The organism is Nonomuraea sp. B19D2, assembly GCF_040137845.1.
Lineage (GTDB): Bacteria > Actinomycetota > Actinomycetes > Streptosporangiales > Streptosporangiaceae > Nonomuraea.
In genome coordinates this window covers 375,245-394,593 of sequence record NZ_JBEFAK010000004.1, presented here as the reverse complement: position 1 = coordinate 394,593, position 19,349 = coordinate 375,245, and the positions used below count along the sequence as shown (strand labels likewise).

Genomic DNA, 19,349 nt, shown 5'->3' with positions numbered 1-19,349 from the left:
TACACCGCTGTGCCAGCCCTACGGCTAACGCACGGCAGGCGCCAGAAGTTTCATCCGGCTTCACACGCCGGCACGTTTCCCTTGCCCGTGCGCAGCGCGTCGAGCGCCAGCACCGCGTCATGCAGCGTGTCGGCCTTGACCAGCCGGAGCCCGTCGGGCACGGCTTTCGTGGCCTCCGCGCAGTTGTCGGCGGGGGTCAGGAAAATGCTCGCACCGGATTTTCTGGCGCCGACCATTTTCTGTGCGATGCCGCCGATCGCGCCGACCTGACCCGACGGCTCGATCGTGCCGGTGCCGGCGATCTTCTTTCCGCCGGTGAGCTCACCTGGTGTGAGCTTGTCGACTATGCCGAGCGAGAACATCATCCCGGCGCTCGGCCCGCCGACGTCGCCGACGTTGATCTCGACGTCGAACGGGAACTTGTATTTCGCCTGCATGAGCACGCCCACCAGAGTCTGCCCCTTGGGGCCCGCCACCGTCGGCACGGTGACATCGAGCTTCTTGCCTCCCCTGGTGACGGTGAAGAGCACGTTTTCGCCGGGCTTGTGCGCCTTGACCGCCTCGCTCACGACGTCGACGTTCTTCGCCGGTCTGCCGTCGACGGCAATGATCTCGTCGTCCTTCGCGAGCTTGCCCTCGGCGGGCTTGCCCTTCTCCGTGGACACGACCGTCACGACGGTGCTGTAGGGGATCTTGAGCTCGTTGAGCGCGGCGGCGGTGGCGGAGTCTTGGGAGTTGGTCATCTCGACCGTGTTCTCCTGCTCGACCTCCTTGGGGTCGCGGTCAGGAGCGAAGATGGTCTCCTGCGGGACGACCGCGACGGTCGGGTCGATCCAGCCGCGCAACGCCGTCAGCAGGTCGATCTGGGCGGCCGGGCCGCCCTGGTAGGCCACCGTGACCAGGCTCAGCGCGCCGCTGGTGGGATAGGTCTGCCGCCCCTTGATCGTGATCACGGGCTTCTTGTCGACCTCGCCGATCGTGTTCTCCGTCGGGCCGGGGCTCAGCACGACGTACGGGACTGGCCTGAACGCGCCCACCACGCCGAGCGCGAGCACGAGGAAACCCGCGATCAGCAGGGTCAGGGCGCGTCGTGACATGTCGATGAGCTTATTCGCCGGCGCCGACCCATTCGGTCTCGCCGTCGGCGAACACCTGGTGTTTCCAGATCGGGACCTGCGCCTTCAGGTCGTCGATCAGCCGGCGCGAGGCCTTGAACGCCTCGCCCCTGTGGGGCGAGGCCACCGCGACGATGACGGCCGCCTCGCCCAGCTCCAGATCGCCCACGCGGTGAACGGCGGCCAGCGCCGTCACGGGGAAGTCGGCGGCGATCTTCTCCGCCACCTGCCGCAGCTCGGCCTCCGCTGAGGGGTGCGCCGAGTAGGAGAGCCTGGTCACCGGCTTGCCGTGGTCCTGCTCGCGTACGGTGCCCACGAAGAGGGTGGTGCCGCCGGCGGCGTGGTCGCCCACGGCGGCCAGCACCTCGTCGACGGAGAGCGGCGTGTCACGAATGCCGAGCAACCGGATGACGTCCACGGAAAGGGAGCCTACCCAATGAGGAACCTGCTCGTTGGGCTGCCGCCCGACGGCCCTGCCAGGTCGGTTCCTCAAGTGGACTGCATCGGCCCTTACTGGCGCCGCTTCTTGCGCACCTGCCGGACGATCGCGGCGGTGCCGATGACGGCGACGGTGGCGCCCGCGGCGGTGAGCGTGGCCTCCTTGACGGGCAGTCGCCGGCCGACCACGGTCGTCCTGTTCTCGCGCAGCTCCAGGAGCTGCGCGAACGCGGCCTCGTTGGTCCACGACGGCTTCCAGCCCGCCTCGCGCAGCGACGTGCAGTCGACCACCCACGGGTAGACGACGTAGTGCAGGTCCGTGGCGGGCGCCGGGGTGACGCCGAGCCGGTGGAGCCGCTGGGCCGTGCCGAAGGTCAGCCCCGCGGGCAGCTCGAGGCTGCGGATGCCGGACAGCTCCTCGACCTGGTCCTGCTCCAGCCATCCGTCGGAGCCGACGGCCACCACGCCGGTGACGGCGCCGCGCGCCGCCAGCTCCAGCGCCGAGACCAGGTCGTCGATGTGGCAGAACTGCCAATGCGGGCTGCAGCCCTTGACGGTCAGGAGCCTGGGCGACTCGAAGTGGCGGGTGATGACCGTGTCGACCCCCGGGCCGACCACGGCGGCCGGGCGCAGCACCGTGATCTCCAGGCCGGGATGGCTGCGCAGCGACCTGCGCACCAGGGACTCGATCTCCAGGTGGTCGCCGACGACGCCGGTGTCGGGCTCGGCCGCCACTGGGGCGTCCTCGGGGAGGGGCACCTCGTTGTCGGGCGCGGCTCCGTACACCATCGCGCTCGTGACCAGCACCACCCGGCGCACGCGCGCCGCCGCGCAGGCCGTCAGCACCGTCTGGGCGGCTCGGAGGTTGTACGCGCGCCGCTCACCAGGGGCGGAGTCAACGGCGTAGTCACCGGCCAGATGGACCAGGACGTCGATGTCGGAGATCCGGTTCGCCAAGAGCGGATCCCGTACGTCGATCACTCTCCAGGTGGCTTCCCCGACGTCGCCGCGCTGCTCGTCAATGGCCACCACCCTGCGGAAATCCGCGGAGGATACGAGCCTCGCGAGCAGCTCGCGGCCTAGGCCGGAAGCCGCTCCCGTGACGGCTACTACGGGTTCGCGCGGGCGTTTCGAGGTAGGCACCAGGTCCTCACTTTGCACTGATCCGCCGTAGGACGACTAACGTGGCGGATGTGGACTCCTCCATCCTGCACGAGGTAGAGCGGTGACTGACCTGCCAGGTCGCGAAAACGACCCTAACGAGAACCCGTTCGCCATGTTCGGCAACCCTGAGCAGATGGCTCAGGCGATGCGCCAGTTCGCCGACATGTTGTCGGCGCCGCAGGGTTCAGGCCCTGTCAACTGGGACATGGCCAAGAACATCGCCCGCCACGCCGTGGTCGCCCAGGGCGACCCGAGCGTCATGGAGGGCGAACGCCGCCAGATCGTCGAGGCGCTGAGCCTCGCCGACCTCTGGCTCAACGAGGCGACGACGCTGCCGAGCGGCGTCTCCAATCCGCAGGCCTGGAGCCGGTCCGAGTGGATCGAGAGCACCGTCCCGATCTGGCGCAAGCTCTGCGAGCCGATCGCGGAGCGCATGGTCGAGACCATGGGCGGCGCGCTCGGCGGCTCCGGACTGCCTCCGGAGGCCCAGCAGATGGCCGGGCCGCTGCTCGGCATGCTCAAACAGATGGGCGGCATGATGGTCGGCCAGCAGATCGGGCAGGCGCTCGGCTCGCTGGCCCGTGAGGTGGTCGGCACCACCGACATCGGCCTGCCGCTGTCCGACACGGCCGCGCTGCTGCCAGGGGGCATCGCCTCGTTCAGCGAGGGCCTGGAGATCCCGTCCGACGAGATCAGGCTCTATCTGGCGCTGCGCGAGGCCGCGCACCACCGGCTGTTCCAGCACGTCCCGTGGCTGCGCTCCCACCTGCTGGGCGCGGTCGAGGAATACGCCAAGGGCATAACGGTCGACACCTCGGCGCTCGAAGAGCAGATCCGGGGTCTCGACATCAACAACCCCGAGGCGATCCAGGAGGCGCTGAGCGGGGGCAACCTGCTCAAGCCCGAGGAGACCGAGCGGCAGAAGGCCGCGCTGTCGCGCCTGGAGACGATGCTGGCCCTGGTCGAGGGGTGGGTGGCCACCGTGGTCGACCGGGCGGCCGAGGGCAAGCTGCCCTCCGCCGTGGCGCTGGCGGAGACCGTACGCCGGCGGCGCGCGACCGGTGGGCCCGCCGAGCTGACGTTCGGCACGCTGGTGGGTCTGGAGCTGCGGCCCCGGCGGCTGCGCGAGGCGGCGGCGCTGTGGCGCGCGCTGGAGAGCGCGCGCGGGCTCGACGGGCGCGACGCGCTGTGGGGCCATCCCGATCTCATGCCGACGGCCGACGATCTCGACGACCCCGACGCGTTCGTACGTGGCGAGGCGGACTGGGACATCTCCGAGCTGGAGAGGAAGCCGGACGACGAGGGCGACCAGAGTTGAGCCTGCATGGCGACGCGGTGGCGGTGCTGTCCGCGTGGAACGCGCCCACGCCCGAGGAAGAGGCGCTGCGGGCGGAGTTCCTTGAGCACTTGCGCTCTTACGACGACGCGATGCTGCGTGAGTGCGTACCGGGGCACCTGACGGCCACGACGGCGGTGCTGTCGCACGACGGTTCGCAGGTGCTGCTCACGCTGCATCCGAAGGCCAAGATGTGGCTGCCCATGGGTGGCCACTGTGAGATTTCCGACATGTCGCTTGCGGAGGTTGCTCTGCGGGAGGCGTGGGAGGAGTCGGGAATTTCCGGGCTTGAGCTCCTGCCTGGGCCGCTCGCGGTGGACAAGCACGTCGTGTGGTGCCATCCGCCGCACAGCTGGCATCTCGACGTTGAATACGCGGCCGTGGCCCCTCCCGGCGCCGAGGCCGTGATCAGCGAGGAGTCACTGGATCTGCGCTGGTTCCCCGTTGACGGCATTCCCGAGCTCTCCGACGAGGCGACGCGGCGATTGGCCGCACGCGGTCAGGCCGCTCTCAGCTCGGGATCACGCGCGCTCGGCTAGAGTCCTTTGCGTCGTTCCAAGAGGGGGTGGCGTGGAGACTTCTGCCGTCGGCGGCACGATCGTGACACCCCAGCGCAAGCGTGTGAAGTTCCCCGGGACGGCGTTGACATGGCTGGCGGTGGCCCCGTTCGCCGCGTGGGCCGTGGTCAGGGTGGCCGGGCTGGAGCGGGGGTCGCTGCCCACGCAGATCATGACCGGCACCCCGTACGCCGCGGCGGGTTCGCTGATCCCCCTCCTGATCGCCGCGGTCGGGCGCAAGCGCGCCGCGACCGCCGTCGCACTGCTGGCCACGGCCGCCCTCGCCGTCAGCGTGCTGCCCAGGGCGCTGGGCACGGCCGAGGCCACGACGGGCCGGTCCTTTCGGGTCATGACGATCAACATGCTGTTCGGCCGGGCCGACGCAGTGACGATCATGAAGCTGGTACGCGAGTTCACCCCTGATGTGCTGAGCACGCAGGAGCTGACGCCAGGGGCGGTCTCCGACCTGGACTCGGCCGGCCTCGCGGAGGTGATGCCGCACCGGGTGCTGCTGGACGAGTGGAGCGCCGGGGGGAGCGGGATCTACTCCAAGCACCCGTTGGAGGCGCTGCCGGACCGGATGCCGCCGGTCGGGCACCAGATGCCCGCCGCGCTGATCTCGCTGCCGGGCGGGAAGCCGATCGAGTTCATCGACGCGCATCCCTATCCCCCGTTGGGCGACCAGGTCACCGAGTGGAGCGAGGCTCTCGCGGCCTTTCCGTCCGCCTCGCCGGACCGGATCCGGATCATCGCAGGCGACTTCAACGCCTCGCTCGACCATGCCGCCATGCGGCGGCTGCTGGCCCGCGGCTACAAGGACGCGGCCGACATGGTGGGGGCCGGGCTGATACCGACGTGGCCGGCGAACAAGCGGGTGCCGCCGATCATCACCATCGACCACGTCCTGGTGGACCAGCGGGTGGGGGTGCAGGAGGTCAGCGTGCGCGACGTGCCGGGGACCGACCACCGCGCCGTGCTGGCCGCGCTCACCGTGCCCTGACCAGCGCCCTCGTGTTCTCCCAGCCTTCGAGGCCGGGGTCGAGGGCTTCGACGTCTTCGCGTGTGCGCAGGCGGTGCCAGCCCGGGGTGGTGGCGACCCTGCGGGGGCCGGGGGCCTGGCCGCGCAGGGTGGCCACGATGTCCGCGTCGTCGAGGTCGGGGTCCGCCCAGGCGGGCGCGGGGAGGGCGCAGGCCATGGCCACCGCGCCGCCGTTCTGTGCCGGGCAGATCGTGATCTCGGCCCTGCCCAGCTCCCTGAACAGTTTGCCGACGAGCAGGGGCGGCAGGTCGGGGGCGTCGGCGCTGATCACGGCGGCCTGGTCGGCGTTGAGGCGCTGGAGGATGACTTTTAGCGGTTCGTCGTCTTTTATCGTGATTACTTCGGTGCCGGGCCAGACGATCTCCTCCAGCTCGGGAACGCTGGTGATCAGGACCGGGGTGACGAGCTCGAGCCCCGCGACCATCTCGTAGGTGTCCTCCGCCACCGCTTCGAGGAACTCGCCCGGGTCAACGCCCGGGGGCGCCGCCTGTGCCATGCGCTGTCGTACCAGGACCGCGGCGATGCGCGTCAACACTCCTCCGGTGCCGTGTGGGCCGCGGCCGAGAATCCCTCCAGAAACCCGCGCGCGCGTTCTGCCTTGGGATACTGTTCTACCAGCGCCCAGAACTTGGCTCCGTGGCTGGGCACCAGCAGGTGCACCAGTTCGTGGATGATCACGTAGTTGATGACCCATTCGGGCAGGCCCTTGAGCCTGGTCGAGATCCTGATCGTGCCGTTCTCCGGGGTGCACGAGCCCCAGCGGTGCTGCTGGTTGTCGACCCAGCGCACGCTCACCGGCCTTGGCTTGCCGTCGAGATATCTGGCCGACAGCTCCTTGGCTCGCTCGAGCAGCGCCTCGTCGGTGGGCCTTCGCCGGCGTTCCTTCGCAGCCAGCCGATCCAGCATCCGGCTCACCCATTCATCTGCGTCTTCGCCACTCAGCCAGGCGGGCAGGAGCACGATCGTCTTGTCGCCGTCGCGGTAGGCGGAGACCGTACGCCGGCGACGAGAACTGCGACGAACCTCGACTGTCTCGGGGGGCACATATGCACGGTAGCCGACCCTGGCGAAATTCCACAGAGGGTGGACGTTGTTTCTGCTGGTCAGATGATTAAGAGCCGGTGAATTTGGGCATGCGCCGTTTCCCGATGCGTGGCCTGACCTGGCTCGTCCTGCTGGCGGCCGTGGTCATGGGGTGCACCTTGGATTCCCACCTCAGCGCGGCTTCCAGGGTTGATGCTCTTGGTTCAGAGGCGGTTTGGCGGGACTTGTAGGGGTTGGCACGTTCTAGGCGATCTTCACGGCGATGACACCCGCTTCCGGCATTGAGCCATTTTTCGGGAAAGATTGATTTACCAGATCTTTATCTACGCGTGCCTGCTTGTCCCGACGATCTCCCTGTCCACAAGCACTCCTCGGGACCATAGTTATCCACAGCCACCGCCGAACCGGCCCGGGATCTTGCTCGGGCGTGCCAACCTTTCCCGCCATGAGGCCACGTGTGAAGCCCGCCCTCCGGCGCATCATCCGCGACGAGCACACCCTCCAATACGGCGCGCACCCTCTCAGGGCCGTCATGTTGAGCGGCCTGACCCCGGCCGTCCGCCAGTGGATAGAGAGCCTCGACGGCACTCGCGACCTGGCGTGCGTGCTGGCGGAGGCGGCCGCCGCGGGCTTGGACGAGATCCGCGCCCGCTCGTTGCTGGAGCAGCTCGCCGTACAAGGCGCCCTCCACGACGCCGCCACCAGCCCCACGCCTCTCGCCGAGCTCTCCCTGGCCGAGCGAGACCGCCTGAGACCAGACCTTGACGCCCTCGACCTCGCCTCCACCGCCCCGGACGGCGCGATCGCGCTCTTCGGCCGCCGCCGGACGCAGCGGGTGCGCGTCTATGGGGCGGGCCGGGTGGGCGCGCAGGTGGTCGCTCTCCTCGCCGCGTCCGGCGTCGGCAACATCCGGGTGTTCGACACCGGCACCGCCCGGCCGTGCGACATCACGCCCGGCGGGCTGACGTGGGCGGAGGTCGGCCTCCCCCGCGAGGTCGGTGCGGTGGCCGTCGTGAGGAGGCTCACGTCAGGCGGCCACACCTCCGCCGGTGCCGCGGACGCGACACAAGCCGTCGAGTCCCGCGGCACCACGCCTCCGCCGGTCGCCCCGCCCATCCGATCGCCCCAAGCCGCGCGGCTCACCAACTCGCCCCAAGCCGCGCGGGTCACCGACTCGCCCCAAGCCGCGCGTTCGGGCCGACCGGCGCAGGCCGCGCGCTCCAGCAACCCGGCGCAGGTCCCGCACTCGCACTCCAGCAGCCCTGCGCAAGGCGTGCACTCCGCCACCGCTCCCCATCGGGCGCGAGCCGTCGCCCCACCCCACACAGAGGTCGTGACATCCGCCCCGGGCACCGTGCCGTCCACCACACGCGCCCTGCCGTCCTCCCCGGGCGGGATGAGGTCCGCCACAGGGAGCGTGCCATCCCCCGTCGGAAACCTGCCGTCCTCTGCGGAGAACGGGCCTATGGAGAGCGGGACGCGCCCTGCGGACAGGGCGCAATCCTCTCCGGAGACCGGGGCCGGGGCGGCTGCCGCGAGTGCGGAGGCGTGCCACGGCACCGCTGGGTCGTTGAAGCGGGGGCGCGGGGCCTCCGAGAGGCGGGCAGCCCGGGCGGACGGTCTGGCGGCGGACGGCGGGGAGGCAGTCAGGCCGTCCGTCAATGCGCTGGCCGGAGGGCCGTATCTCGGGGACAGATCGGATCGGCCCGATCTCGTCATACTCACGCCCGTCAGCCCGCTCGACGGGGTGCTGGTCAACGAGCTGACCTCGCTCGGCATCCCGCATCTTCTGGCGTCGGCCTTCGAGGGGCACGGGATCGTGGGCCCGCTGGTCACGCCGGGGAAGACGGCGTGCCTGCACTGCCTGGACCTGACGCGGCGGGATGGTGATCCCGGATGGCCGATCGTGACTGCCAGGCTGGGTGGCTATCCGCCGGGCGAGATCGCCTGCGACTCCACACTGGCGACGCTGGTCGCGGCCGAGGCGACCGGCCATGCGCTTGCTTACCTCGATGGCAAGGAGCCAGCTGTGACCAACGGCACAATGGACGTTACGCCTGATTGGCGCTGGAAGAGGCGATTGTGGAAGGCGCATCCACAATGTCGTTGTATGCGAAACAATCCTTATTCGCTAAGAATGGTCATGTCTCCTAACCGCGACTGACGTGCTCAGAGGACGACCATGAAGGGGGGAAGCGGCATCTCGCCGAGGTTCCGCGCATCAGTGTGAGCGATCTTCCGCGTCGTGCTGTCACGCGCTCCGCCAAGCTGGCCGCCCTTCCGCTCGGGTTCGCCGGCCGCGCCGCCCTGGGGCTGGGCAAGCGGCTCGGCGGCAAATCCGCCGAGATCGTGGCGCAGGAGGTCCAGCAGCGTACGGCCGAGCAGATCTTCAAGGTGCTCGGCGAGCTCAAGGGCGGCGCGATGAAACTCGGGCAGGCCCTGTCCATCTTCGAGGCGGCGCTGCCGCAGGAGATCGTCGGCCCCTATCGCGCCACGCTGACCAAGCTGCAGGACGCCGCTCCCCCGCTGCCCGTGTCCACCGTCCACAAGGTGCTCACCGAGCAGCTCGGCGACGACTGGCGGGAAAACTTCCTGTCGTTCGACGACCAGCCCACGGCCGCCGCGTCAATCGGCCAGGTGCACAAGGCCGTGTGGCATGACGGCAGAGAGGTGGCCGTCAAGATCCAGTATCCGGGGGCGGGCAAGGCGCTGCTCGGCGACTTCGCGCAGTTGGCGCGGCTGGGCAAGCTGTTCGGCGCGCTGCTGCCCGGTCTGGACGTGAAGGCCGTGCTGGCGGAGCTGCGCGAACGGGTCGCCGAGGAGCTCGACTACCTGCGTGAGGCGGAGGCCCAGCACGCGTTCGCGCTGGAGTTCGACGGCGATCCCGACTTCCATGTCCCTGACGTGGTCGCGGCCAACGAGCTCGTGCTGGTCAGCGAATGGATGGACGGCACCCCTCTGTCCCGCATCATTGCCGACGGCACCAAAGAGCAGCGCGACCGCGCCGGGTTACTCTTCGTACGCTTCCTTTTCTGCTCCCCCGCACGGGTCGGGATGTTGCACGCCGACCCCCACCCCGGCAATTTCCGCATGCTGCCCGACGGCAGGCTCGGGGCGCTCGACTTCGGCGCGGTCAACCGTCTGCCCGACGGCTATCCCAAGGTGTTCGGCCGCCTGACGCGCATCTTCAACCAGGGCGACATGGAGACCGTCATGGCGGGCCTGCGCCGGGAAGGCTTCATCCGCGACGACATAGAGATCGATCCTGACGCGTTACGAGCCTTTCTGGCGCCGTACGTGGAGCCGACGGCGGTGGAGGAGTTCACGTTCAGCCGGGAGTGGCTGCAGGCTCAGGCGGCGAGCGTCGCGGACCTCCGCCCCACGAACGTGGTCCGCCATCTCAACCTCCCGCCCTCGTACGTGCTCATACACCGGGTCCATGCCGCCGGGATCGGCGTCCTGTGCCAGTTGGGCACCACGGCCCGCTTCCGCGACGAGGTGATCCGCTGGGTCCCTGGTTTCGCCGACGACCCCAACGGCGAGGCCGTGACCATCGGTTAGCCGGTCCGCGGATCACCCTGTCGTTGGCGGACAGGCGGTGACTCATTAACTGACGCAGGGATTTTACTGGCGCCGTATTGATTTCTGACTGCTCTGTGTAATGATACGAGTGCAAGTCGTTACCGTATCGAGGGGATCCGAATGCGTCGATCCGCGCGCCTGCCGGCCGCCGCCACGCCGGCGACCGCAGGCCTATTCGCCGCCGCCCCCGCCGTCACGCTGGCGCGGGGATCGCGGGCGCGGGCTCCGCACGCATGGACTCTCGCCCGGTTCGATTTCGCAATGCCCGTAGCCGGTTTAGGTCCGTGACGCGCCGGTCCGGGCCATGACCGGTTCGAGACGGTGACGCCTCGCGGCCGGTTCCGGAGCGTGACACCCATGGCCGATCCGAGCTGGTGACCCCTCCAGTTGGCTCCCGGCCGTCACGCCCACGGCCGGTCCGCGGGTGTCATCCGTGACCGGTGCTGGGTCGTGAGACCCATGGCCGGCCCGGGTTGCAATGCCCGTGCACGCGCGTGCGCTCGTGCACGGTGATCCCACCGGCGCCGATGGTCAGCACATCCCCCTCCAGGGTGCTGAACAGGCGCCGGTGGGCTCGCAGCCGATCGCGGTCAGATCGGGGCAGGCCGATCGCTGCAGAGCAAGACTGGGGCCGCGAGACCGAAACGACACTGCAAGGTCGGACCGGCACCGCAAGGGTCGAACCCGCACCGCAAGGGTCGAACTGGCACCGTGAGATCCGGCTGGTGGCGCTGGGCGGTCAGGCGAGGCCAGAGAGCAGGGCTTGGACGCCGTCGATGAGTACGCGTTCACCCTCCTCGCGTGAGTCCAGGAACCAGCCCGGGAGCGGGCTGCGGAGCGAGCACGTCAGTTCGATGCTGACGATGCCGTGGATTGTGGTCCACACCAGGTACGCCGCCCGCACCGGATCATTCGACCGGATGAGCCCGGACTGGGCCGCCGCCGAGGTGGCCTGGGTGAGGAGGTCGAAGGTCAGTCCCAGGGCGTCGTTCCGCTGCCGGGGTGAGGGGTCGAAGTCGGGGAGCGGACGCTCGAACATCAGCGCGTAGAGCGCGGGATCCGCCAGCGCGAACTGCCGGTAGCCGCGCGCCACGGCCATGATCCGGACAAGCGGGTCGGCGTGGCCGTTCAGTGACGTCGTCATCACGTCGTGGAGCACGCTGAAACCGTGTTCGTAGATCGCCTCCAGGAGGCCCGCGCGACCGCCGAAGCACGTGTAGATGCCCATCGTGGAGGTGCCGGCGGTGTCCGCGACGCGGCGGAGGGTCAGGTGGAGCGCGCCCTGCTCGCGGAGGACTCGCAGGGCCGCGTCGAGTAGGTCCTGGCGCAGCGCGCCGAGTTCTTTCGGGGTGCTTACGTCGCTCGGCACGCTCTTCACCATATCTGGCGATAACGCGCATCATAACGAGCGTTATCGCGCTGATGTCGCCGAAGAGAAGGGACTCCAGACATGCGTGTGCATCGGGTCGCGGCGGCGGCCGGGTTCGTCTGCGCCGTGCTGCTCGTGGTGAACTCCGCCCGCCGTGCCGGGTTCCTGCCGGAGACGGCGTTCACGCACGCCATCGCGCCGTTCGGGGCGCTGACGGGCTTACTCGCGATCACCGGCATCTACCTGCTCATCCGGGGTACGGCCGGCGGCCTCGGACTCATCGGGTACGTGCTCAACTCGGCCGGTCTGGCCGGAGCGTTCGCGATCGAGTACATCCTCCACTTCGTCTTCCCGTACCTCGGCAGGGGCACGGTGAACGGGCTGCTGGCCGGGGGCACCGGGCGGGCGTTCCTGGTCACGTCGGTTGTTCTGCTGGCCGGAGTGGTGACGTTCAGTGTGGCGGCGATCAGGAGCGGGGCCATGCCCGTTCTCGGCGTGATCCTCTATGCCGTGGGGATGGTTCCCGGGTCGTTGCGGAGCGTGGTGCCGCTGCCGGTGTATCTGATCGGGCTGGTGGTGGCGGGGGCCGGGGTCGCGTGGATGTCGGCTCGGCTCTGGGCCGCCGAAGAGGAACTCGTCGCGCGTTCGCCGCTAACCGGCGTACGCCCCACGACGTGAAGCGGGTTGTAATGCGCCGCCCAAAGTGGCCACGGCCGCGCACGAGCTGAGGAGGTAGGGAAGCGGGTGCGTGACCGCAGAACCCCCTCAAAAGAGGCAACGCACCGGCCTCCCAAGTGGCCGCATACGGGCCGAGACGGAGGAGCGGGCGTACCGAGGACGGGCTCTCCATGGGAAGAGCCGGGCGCTGGGGGCGCCCGGCTCTCTCGGGGGGATCGCGGGAGATCCTGCGCCGGCGGCAGGATCTCCCGGATCAGATCTGGCGGGTCAGGGCCACGCGGAGGCGGTCGTTCGCCCGCTTGACCTGACGCCGCGCCCGCTCCACGCGGCTGACGTGCAGAACGAGGCGTTGCTGTTCCGCCTCGCGGTGGAGCGTTTGTATTCGGTCATTTACCAGGTCATGGATGAGATCCGGCACTGCTCGGCTCCTCGTGATGTGAGTGCTCATTGGTCTGTTCGCTTTCTGGTGGTAGGTGCGGTGTTCAGGCAGCGACCGGGTGCTTGCGGGGACGCCCGCGCGGACGCTTGCGGGGAACGATCGTTCCCCTGAGGATCAGTTCGCCGCCCCAGACGCCCCACGGCTCCTCGCGCTCGAGCGCGCGGGCCAGGCAGGCCTTCTGGATCGGGCAGCCGCCGCAGAGTGCCTTCGCGAACTCCACGTCCTCCGGCGACTCGGCGAACCACAGGTCAGGGTCGGTACGGCAGGGGATCTTGGCTTCGTCGATCAGGTCCATGATCGTCTTCGCCCCCATCTGCTTCTCCTTTTGATCGATATTTTTGATCTTGGTCGGGCACCTCGTAGGTGGTCGAGAATCACGGACAAATAAGTAAGGCCGCGGATCCTGTCTGCGGATCCGCGGCCTGGTGGGCTATGTGCCGGTCAGGTTATGACCGGTACATCCCTCCAGGGTTGCGGACCCCACAGTCCACCCTTGGTGAGCTGGTTGGCCGGCAGTTCGATACGTCCGATGTAGGCAGGGGCAGCTTGCGCAGCGGCGCCGAAGTGGACGCGCGCGTTGTAGGCAGCCGCCTGGCTACGGGCAGACCTCTCCTGCCGCAGCTTGGTGGGACCATCGACGAGTCTCACCGAGTCACGGCATGCGGAAGCGAGCCACTGCGTGGCCGACATCTTGATGCTCATCACGTGACTCACCTCCACTCTCGAGATCGTCGGGACAAGAGCGTCCCGACTCGCTTGACCATGACCCTAAACCGGGAACCCAGGAACCGGCAACATATTTTCTACCTGCGATTTTGTAACACTGGCCGCCTCTGACGGCCATCGCAGGCTGCGAGTATGCACTATTTTGTCAGGCGGATCATGGCCTCTTGAACAACCGAGACCACGAGATCACCCGACGCAGTGAACATCTCACCGCGAGCCAGCCCCCGAGCTCCCCCCGACCAGGGGGATTCCTGAGCATAGAGCAACCAGTCGTCGGCCCGGAATGGGCGGTGGAACCACATGGCGTGGTCCAGCGACGCACCCATGACGTTCGACTCGCCCCAAGCCATGCCGTGGGTCAGCAATATCGTGTCGACCAGCGTGAAGTCGGAGGCGTACGCGGCCAGCACCACGTGCAGGAGCGGGTCGTCGGGCAGGTCCGCGTGGTAGCGGAACCACACGTTGGTATTGGCGCTGCGCAGGTCGGGGTTCTTGAACGCCTCCCAGGTGAGCGGCGAGACGTACCTGGCGTCCACCGGGCGGGGCCGCGAGAGCCACTCCCGGAGGCCGGAGTTGTCGCCGACCAGCTCGTACATCCTGTCCTGGAACGTGGGCAGCGTCTCAGGGTCGGCCACCTGCGGCATCACGGACGCCTGATGCGCCACGCCCTCCTCGGTGATGTGGAACGACGCCGACATCGTGAAGATCGCCTTGCCGTGCTGGATGGCGACGACCCTGCGAGTGGTGAACGAACGGCCGTCGCGCACGCGCTCCACGTTGTAGACGATCGGGACGGCGGGGTCGCCCGGGCGGATGAAGTACGCGTGGAGGGAGTGCACGTTGCGGTCCTTGGGGACCGTACGGCCGGCCGCCACGAGGGCCTGGGCCGCCACCTGGCCGCCGAAGACGCGCTGGATGCGCTCCTCCGGGCTTCGTCCCCGGAAGATGTCGAGCTCGATCTGCTCCAGGTCGAGCAGGTCCAGGAGCTCCTTCAGCGCCTCGTTCACGTGTCCGTCCCCCCTTTGTGCTTTCCGTGTCTTTGGACAAGTCTGACGTGTCGCCTTTATACGGCCAAAGGTGGGCCTGTGTTGTCCGATGATCCTCGGCTCATCCCCCGCGCTGGTTTCTCTCTTGTTACGGGGCTGTGGCCCTTGAGGGTGAGGAGAACACAGCGTATGGGCCGCCGGGGTGGCCGAGCCGTTGGGCCGGGAGGGAGGCCGGACGCGATCGATGCGAACGGACGCCCGGAGCGCCGGACTGGGGCTTGCGGGCTTCGGGCGCGCCGGAAGCGAGGCCGAGGCGAGAAGGCGGGGGCCGGACATCGCCGCGAGCGGGATCGAGGCGGGGGGCCGGACGTCGCCGCGAGCGGTGGAAGCGGGACAGGGCGCGTCGCGAGCGGGACACGGGCGGCGGGGCCGCGCGTGGGGAGGTGGTCAGTCGGTGCGGCAGAGGGACAGGACGGCCTCGCCGTAGCGGTCGAGTTTGACCTTGCCGACGCCCGCTATCGACAGCAGCTCCTGCTCGGACGCCGGCGCACGTTCAGCGATGGCCTGGAGGGTCACGTCCGTGAAGATGACGTACGGCGGGACCTTGGACTCCTTGGCCGTGGCCGCGCGCCAGGCCTTCAGGCGCTCCAGGAGGGCCTCGTCATAGTCCGCCGGGCACGTCGAGCAGCGGCCCAGTTTCTGCTCGGCGGCCGCCACCAGGGTCCTGGCGCACACCCGGCAGCTCACCGGGGCCGCCACCGGGCGGCGCTCGCGGGGCGACGGCGAGAGGCGGGGCGGGGACGAGGCGCGGCCGGTGAAGCCGTCGAGGAAGCGGGAGGGGCGGCGGGTCTTGCGGGCGCCCGGGGCGCGGGCTCCGGCCCAGGAGAGGGACAGGTGCTCCCTGGCGCGGGTGATGCCGACATAGAGGAGGCGGCGTTCCTCCTCGATCTGCTCCGGAGTCTCGGCGTAGATGATGGGCAGCATGCCGTCCGTCAGGCCGACGAGGAAGACGGCGTCCCATTCCAGGCCCTTTGCGGAGTGAAGAGAGGCCAGGGTGACGCCCTCCACGGGCGGGGCGTGCTGTTCGGTGGCGCGGCGTTCCAGCTCGGCCACATACGTGGGCAGGTCGGCGCCCTCGGCGGCCATGTCCTCCGCCAGGTCCGCGAGGGCCTTCAAGGACTCCCATCGCTCCCTGGCCTTGCCGCCGCCGGGAGGGGAAGGCGTCAGGCCCACGCCGCTGAGGATGTGGTGGACCTCCGAGGCCAGTGGCTCTCCGGCGGAGGAGCGGGCGGCGCCGCGGAGGAGCACGACCGCCTGGCGTACCTCGGGGCGGTCGAAGAAGCGCTCGGCGCCGCGCAGCACGTACGGGATCTCGGCCTTGGACAGCGCCTCCTCGTACGACTCCGACTGCGAGTTGATGCGGAACAGGATCGCGATCTCCCGCGAGGGCACACCCTTGTCCAGGAGCTTCCTGATCGCGCGGGCCACCCCCGCGGCCTCGGCAGGCTCGTCGTCGTAGTCGGCGAACGACGGCTTGGGGCCGTCGGGGCGCTGTGCCACCAGGTCGAGCCGGTGCGGCGACCTGGCGACCATCCGGTTGGCGAGGTCCACCACCTGCGGGGTCGAGCGGTAGTCGCGGAACAGCTTGATGACGGTGGCGTTCGGGTGTTCCACGGCGAAGCCCGTCAGGTAGCGCGGGGTGGCGCCGGTGAAGGAGTAGATCGTCTGGTTGGGGTCGCCGACCACGCAGAGGTCGTCGCGGCCCCCGAGCCAGGTGTCGAGCAGGAGCTTCTGCAGCGGGTTGACGTCCTGGTACTCGTCCACGACGAAATAGCGGTACTGCTGGCGGATCTGCGCCGCGACCTCCTGGTGCTCGGTCATCACGGCCGCGGTCAGCTCGAGGATGGTCTCGAAGTCGACCAGGTGGCGCTCGCGCCTGATCTGCTCGTACGCCTCATAGAGCCGGGCCACCTCCTCCGGGGGGACCGGCGGCGTGCGGTGGTATTTCGCGGCGGCGGCCGCGTAGTCCTCTGGGCCGATCTGGGTGACCTTGGCCCACTCGACCTCGGCCGCGATGTCCCGCAACTCGGACCGATCCGGATTTTTCCGGATCTGGCGGCAGGCCTCCACCAGCACCGGGAGCTTGGACTCGATCACCGAGGGCGCCTCGCCGCCGATGACCCGCGGCCAGAAGTATGTGAGCTGCCGCAGGGCCGCCGCGTGGAACGTGCGGGCCTGCACGCCGGGCGCCCCCAGCGCGCGCAGGCGCTGGCGCAGCTCCCCCGCCGCGCGAGTGGTGAACGTCACAGCGAGCACGCTCTGCGCGTCGACCACCCCGCTGTGCACCGCGTACGCGATGCGATGGGTGATCGCCCTGGTCTTGCCCGTACCCGCGCCGGCCAGCACACACACCGGCCCGCGTACGGCCTCGGCCACCGCGCGCTGCTCGGGATCGAGGCCCGCCAGGACGTCATCCATGTTGTTCACCCGTACATACTCCCAGGTGTAGCGGAAAGACTCTTTATTCTGGCAACATGCGGGCCGACGTATGTTCATCGTGGTCCCAACGCAAAGAACTGGTCTCTTCCCCCACAATGGGGCCGACCGTCTGTATGGGGGAAAGGAAAGCCGTGCGAACTGCGGTTTCCGCGAGCGTGCTCGCGCTCGCCGCCGTCGTGCTCACGCCGGTCGCCGCCAGCGCGAACAAAGAGCCGACGCCCGCCCCCAGCTCCGTCATTGACCAGGAGGGTCTCGGCGGCTTCGCCAACGAGACCATCTCGTACGGCTCACACGCACGTCAGAGCATGGACGTCTGGTGGACCCCCGACGGCCAGCAGCGCCCGGGGGTCTTCCTGATCCACGGCGGCTGGTGGTCGGGCGGCGACAAGCGCTACATGAAGGAGATCGTCCGCCAGTACGTCGAGCTCGGCTACACGGTCTTCAACCTCAACTACCGGCTCTCCGGCGACGCGGCCTGGCCCGCGCAGCGCACGGACGCGCTGGCCGCGATAGCGATGGCCCGCAGGCACGCCGACCGGTGGGCGTTCGACCCGGGCAACTACGTGGTGGTCGGCTTCTCCGCCGGGGGTCACATCGCGGCGGCGGTGGGCACCTACGGCGACGGCATCCACGGGCTCAAGGGCGTCGTGGGCCTGTCGCCGATCATCTCGCCCCTGCGCGCCTACTCCGACGGCGAGAAGGCCGGCGACCCCAACAAGCGCAAGCTCCGCACGGCCGCCATCCGCCTGGCCGGAGGTTGCCAGCCCAAGGGCAAGTGCTCGCGGGTCTGGGCCAGCATGGAGGTGGCCTGGCACGCCAGCCGCAAGGACGCGCCGATGCTGACCGTGCACTCGGACGGCGAGTTCGTGCCGCCGGTGCAGAGTCAGTTGCTCAAGACGATGCTGGGTCAGGTGGGCGTGCCCGTGACGGTCATCACCCAGCCGGGCGTCAACCACAGCAACCCTCTCTACCGCGAGCCGGGCGTGGCCGAGCGCGTGCAGGCCTGGATCGCCGAGCGCCTCGGGGGGTGAACCCCCCGGGGGATTAACCAGGCGCGTGCCGTTGTTGCACCGAGCGCCTGAATTCCTGACCTCGGAGGGATCTCCCAACATGGCGCTCACGGTCTACAGCACCACCTGGTGCGGCCCCTGCAAGCGGCTCAAGTCCCAGCTCACCCGCGAGGGCATCAGCTTCCGAGAGGTCGACATCGAGCGCGACCCGTCGGCTGCCGAGTTCGTGATGAGCGTCAACAACGGCAACCAGACGGTGCCGACCGTGGTGATCGAGACCCCCAACGGCCGCATCGTCCGGACGAACCCCTCCGCCCTCGAGGTCAAGGCCCTGCTCGGAGCCGCCTGATCACCAGTCGCCGGTCAGCTCGCCGCCGTACCAGGTCTCGATCAGGCGGCGGGCTATCGACACCGGCGGCGGCAGGCGCAGCTCGCCGGACTCCAGCGCCCGCGCCAGCTCCTCGCGTGAATACCAGCGGGCCTCGGCGATCTCCTCCGCGTCGGGCGTGAGCTCGGTCGAGGTGGCCTCGGCGAAGAAGCCGAGCATGAGGCTGCGCGGGAACGGCCAGGGCTGGCTGCCGAGATAGCGCGGGTTGACGACGGTGATGCCGACCTCTTCGGCCACCTCGCGCGCGACGGCGTGCTCCAGCGACTCCCCCGGCTCCACGAACCCCGCCAGGATCGACAACCGCCCCTCCGGCCACTGAGGGCCGCGGGCGAGCAGGCAGCGGTCGTCCTCGTCGCGTACCAGCATGATCACCGCGGGGTCGACGCGGGGGAAGTGCTGGCTGGCGTCCTGCGGGCAGATCCGGATGTGGCCGCCGGCCTGGACGTCGGTGCGGGTGCCGCAGCGCGGGCAGTATTCGTGGGTCGTGTGCCAGGCCTCCAGCGCCACGGCGTAGACCAGCAGGCCCGCGTCGCGGTCGCCGAGCAGGCCGCCCACCTGGCGCAGCCCGGCCGCCACCGGCTTGCCCTCCGGGGTGTCGCCCAGGCTCATCGGCATCGTCACGCGGCCGTTGACGTCGCCCGTGGGGATGCCGGGCAGCGCCGCGGCCACCGCGAAGTACGCGACTCCGCCCTCCAGCCCGAGCAGGTAACGCTGTCCGGGCGGCGCGTCACTGGGCGTGAACAGCACCGCCTGCACCTCATCGCCCGTCCGCCGCACCAGCGTGTGACCGTTGTCGATCACCAGCACCCGGGTGGACGGATCGGACCACGCCCGCTCCAGCCATCGCTCGTTGGCACGCAGCGCCGACGATCTGTCGATCGTGCCGCGCGCCAGAAGCAGGGGTCCGATGAGTTGCTCTTCCGCGGTCGTCTCCACAGGCCGCCCCCTCCCAAATCCCCTGTCATCCTATGACCTCGCA

Annotated in this window: 20 protein-coding genes; 8 read left to right on the top strand and 12 right to left on the bottom strand. The window is 69.3% G+C overall.

The genetic code is table 11. From position 1 onward, the window contains the following. Nucleotides 1-50: 50 nt before the first annotated feature. The 3 genes from ABN273_RS11155 to ABN273_RS11145 form a co-directional block, all read right to left on the bottom strand. Nucleotides 51-1,097, bottom strand: a complete 1,047-nt coding sequence (locus tag ABN273_RS11155) for a YlbL family protein (RefSeq protein ID WP_349448609.1) — start codon at nt 1,095-1,097, stop codon at nt 51-53. Nucleotides 1,098-1,107: 10 nt separating this feature from the next. Further along, nucleotides 1,108-1,533, bottom strand: a complete 426-nt coding sequence (locus tag ABN273_RS11150; RefSeq protein WP_349448608.1) for a molybdenum cofactor biosynthesis protein MoaE — start codon at nt 1,531-1,533, stop codon at nt 1,108-1,110. Between the two features lie 92 nt (nt 1,534-1,625). Then, nucleotides 1,626-2,699: an NAD-dependent epimerase/dehydratase family protein gene (locus tag ABN273_RS11145; RefSeq protein ID WP_349448635.1), complete on the bottom strand. Its 1,074-nt coding sequence runs from the start codon at nt 2,697-2,699 to the stop codon at nt 1,626-1,628. A 130-nt stretch (nt 2,700-2,829) separates the two neighbouring features. Here ABN273_RS11145 and ABN273_RS11140 point away from each other — a divergent pair, with 130 nt between their 5' ends. From ABN273_RS11140 to ABN273_RS11130, 3 genes are read left to right on the top strand one after another with little or no spacing between them, the layout of a single operon-like run. Next, on the top strand, nt 2,830-4,035 hold the full coding sequence (locus ABN273_RS11140; RefSeq protein WP_349448634.1) for a zinc-dependent metalloprotease: 1,206 nt from the start codon (nt 2,830-2,832) through the stop codon (nt 4,033-4,035). Continuing rightward, a complete protein-coding gene (locus ABN273_RS11135; protein ID WP_349448607.1) occupies nt 4,032-4,592 on the top strand; it encodes an NUDIX hydrolase in 561 nt (186 codons plus the stop codon). The genes ABN273_RS11140 and ABN273_RS11135 overlap by 4 nt, the downstream gene beginning before the upstream one ends. Nucleotides 4,593-4,623: 31 nt before the next feature. Then, the gene (locus ABN273_RS11130) at nt 4,624-5,610 is read left to right on the top strand and encodes an endonuclease/exonuclease/phosphatase family protein (RefSeq protein WP_349448606.1); all 987 of its coding nucleotides are present in this window, start codon (nt 4,624-4,626) and stop codon (nt 5,608-5,610) included. On the opposite strand, the gene ABN273_RS11125 is transcribed toward ABN273_RS11130, so the two are convergent. Then, a complete protein-coding gene (locus tag ABN273_RS11125; RefSeq protein ID WP_349448605.1) occupies nt 5,597-6,181 on the bottom strand; it encodes a hypothetical protein in 585 nt (194 codons plus the stop codon). The genes ABN273_RS11130 and ABN273_RS11125 overlap by 14 nt on opposite strands. Then, complete coding sequence (locus tag ABN273_RS11120) at nt 6,178-6,693, bottom strand: M48 metallopeptidase family protein (RefSeq protein ID WP_349448604.1); 516 nt, start codon at nt 6,691-6,693, stop codon at nt 6,178-6,180. Before ABN273_RS11120 ends, ABN273_RS11125 begins: the two co-directional genes overlap by 4 nt. Before the next feature lie 445 nt (nt 6,694-7,138). Here ABN273_RS11120 and ABN273_RS11115 point away from each other — a divergent pair, with 445 nt between their 5' ends. Then, nucleotides 7,139-8,857 (top strand): hypothetical protein, encoded by a 1,719-nt coding sequence (locus ABN273_RS11115; RefSeq protein ID WP_349448603.1) that lies wholly within the window; start codon nt 7,139-7,141, stop codon nt 8,855-8,857. Between the two features lie 62 nt (nt 8,858-8,919). Continuing rightward, nucleotides 8,920-10,254 (top strand): ABC1 kinase family protein, encoded by a 1,335-nt coding sequence (locus ABN273_RS11110; protein WP_349448602.1) that lies wholly within the window; start codon nt 8,920-8,922, stop codon nt 10,252-10,254. Nucleotides 10,255-11,014: 760 nt separating this feature from the next. Here ABN273_RS11110 and ABN273_RS11105 read toward each other — a convergent pair. Then, nucleotides 11,015-11,644 (bottom strand): TetR/AcrR family transcriptional regulator, encoded by a 630-nt coding sequence (locus tag ABN273_RS11105; protein ID WP_349448601.1) that lies wholly within the window; start codon nt 11,642-11,644, stop codon nt 11,015-11,017. A gap of 81 nt (nt 11,645-11,725) precedes the next feature. On the opposite strand from ABN273_RS11105, the gene ABN273_RS11100 reads away from it, so the two are divergent. Beyond that, nucleotides 11,726-12,322, top strand: a complete 597-nt coding sequence (locus tag ABN273_RS11100) for a hypothetical protein (protein ID WP_349448600.1) — start codon at nt 11,726-11,728, stop codon at nt 12,320-12,322. A 253-nt stretch (nt 12,323-12,575) separates the two neighbouring features. Here ABN273_RS11100 and ABN273_RS11095 read toward each other — a convergent pair whose 3' ends face one another. The 5 genes from ABN273_RS11095 to ABN273_RS11075 form a co-directional block, all read right to left on the bottom strand. Beyond that, nucleotides 12,576-12,740: a hypothetical protein gene (locus tag ABN273_RS11095; protein WP_349448599.1), complete on the bottom strand. Its 165-nt coding sequence runs from the start codon at nt 12,738-12,740 to the stop codon at nt 12,576-12,578. A gap of 64 nt (nt 12,741-12,804) precedes the next feature. Beyond that, on the bottom strand, nt 12,805-13,074 hold the full coding sequence (locus ABN273_RS11090) for a WhiB family transcriptional regulator (protein ID WP_080045300.1): 270 nt from the start codon (nt 13,072-13,074) through the stop codon (nt 12,805-12,807). A 128-nt stretch (nt 13,075-13,202) separates the two neighbouring features. Then, nucleotides 13,203-13,466: a hypothetical protein gene (locus ABN273_RS11085; protein WP_349448598.1), complete on the bottom strand. Its 264-nt coding sequence runs from the start codon at nt 13,464-13,466 to the stop codon at nt 13,203-13,205. Nucleotides 13,467-13,624: 158 nt separating this feature from the next. Then, nucleotides 13,625-14,494: an acyl-CoA thioesterase II gene (gene tesB / locus ABN273_RS11080; protein ID WP_349448597.1), complete on the bottom strand. Its 870-nt coding sequence runs from the start codon at nt 14,492-14,494 to the stop codon at nt 13,625-13,627. Between the two features lie 426 nt (nt 14,495-14,920). After that, nucleotides 14,921-16,951 carry an ATP-dependent DNA helicase UvrD2 gene (locus ABN273_RS11075; RefSeq protein WP_349448596.1) on the bottom strand — a complete coding sequence of 677 codons (2,031 nt, stop codon included), beginning with the start codon at nt 16,949-16,951 and terminating at the stop codon, nt 14,921-14,923. A 152-nt stretch (nt 16,952-17,103) separates the two neighbouring features. Here ABN273_RS11075 and ABN273_RS11070 point away from each other — a divergent pair, with 152 nt between their 5' ends. After that, complete coding sequence (locus ABN273_RS11070) at nt 17,104-18,003, top strand: alpha/beta hydrolase (RefSeq protein WP_349448595.1); 900 nt, start codon at nt 17,104-17,106, stop codon at nt 18,001-18,003. 79 nt (nt 18,004-18,082) lie between these two features. After that, on the top strand, nt 18,083-18,331 hold the full coding sequence (locus tag ABN273_RS11065) for a mycoredoxin (RefSeq protein WP_349448594.1): 249 nt from the start codon (nt 18,083-18,085) through the stop codon (nt 18,329-18,331). On the opposite strand, the gene nudC is transcribed toward ABN273_RS11065, so the two are convergent. Continuing rightward, nucleotides 18,332-19,306, bottom strand: coding sequence for an NAD(+) diphosphatase (nudC, locus tag ABN273_RS11060; protein ID WP_349448593.1), 975 nt, complete (start codon nt 19,304-19,306; stop codon nt 18,332-18,334). Nucleotides 19,307-19,349 lie beyond the last annotated feature (43 nt).

Coding starts and splice junctions, on each gene's coding strand:
- ABN273_RS11065 (WP_349448594.1), top strand. CDS start 18,083: ATGGCGCTCACGGTCTACAGCACCACCTGGTGCGGCCCCTGCAAGCGG.
- ABN273_RS11115 (WP_349448603.1), top strand. CDS start 7,139: ATGAGGCCACGTGTGAAGCCCGCCCTCCGGCGCATCATCCGCGACGAG.
- ABN273_RS11155 (WP_349448609.1), bottom strand. CDS start 1,097: ATGTCACGACGCGCCCTGACCCTGCTGATCGCGGGTTTCCTCGTGCTC.
- ABN273_RS11140 (WP_349448634.1), top strand. CDS start 2,830: ATGTTCGGCAACCCTGAGCAGATGGCTCAGGCGATGCGCCAGTTCGCC.
- ABN273_RS11100 (WP_349448600.1), top strand. CDS start 11,726: ATGCGTGTGCATCGGGTCGCGGCGGCGGCCGGGTTCGTCTGCGCCGTG.
- ABN273_RS11075 (WP_349448596.1), bottom strand. CDS start 16,951: ATGGATGACGTCCTGGCGGGCCTCGATCCCGAGCAGCGCGCGGTGGCC.
- ABN273_RS11090 (WP_080045300.1), bottom strand. CDS start 13,074: ATGGGGGCGAAGACGATCATGGACCTGATCGACGAAGCCAAGATCCCC.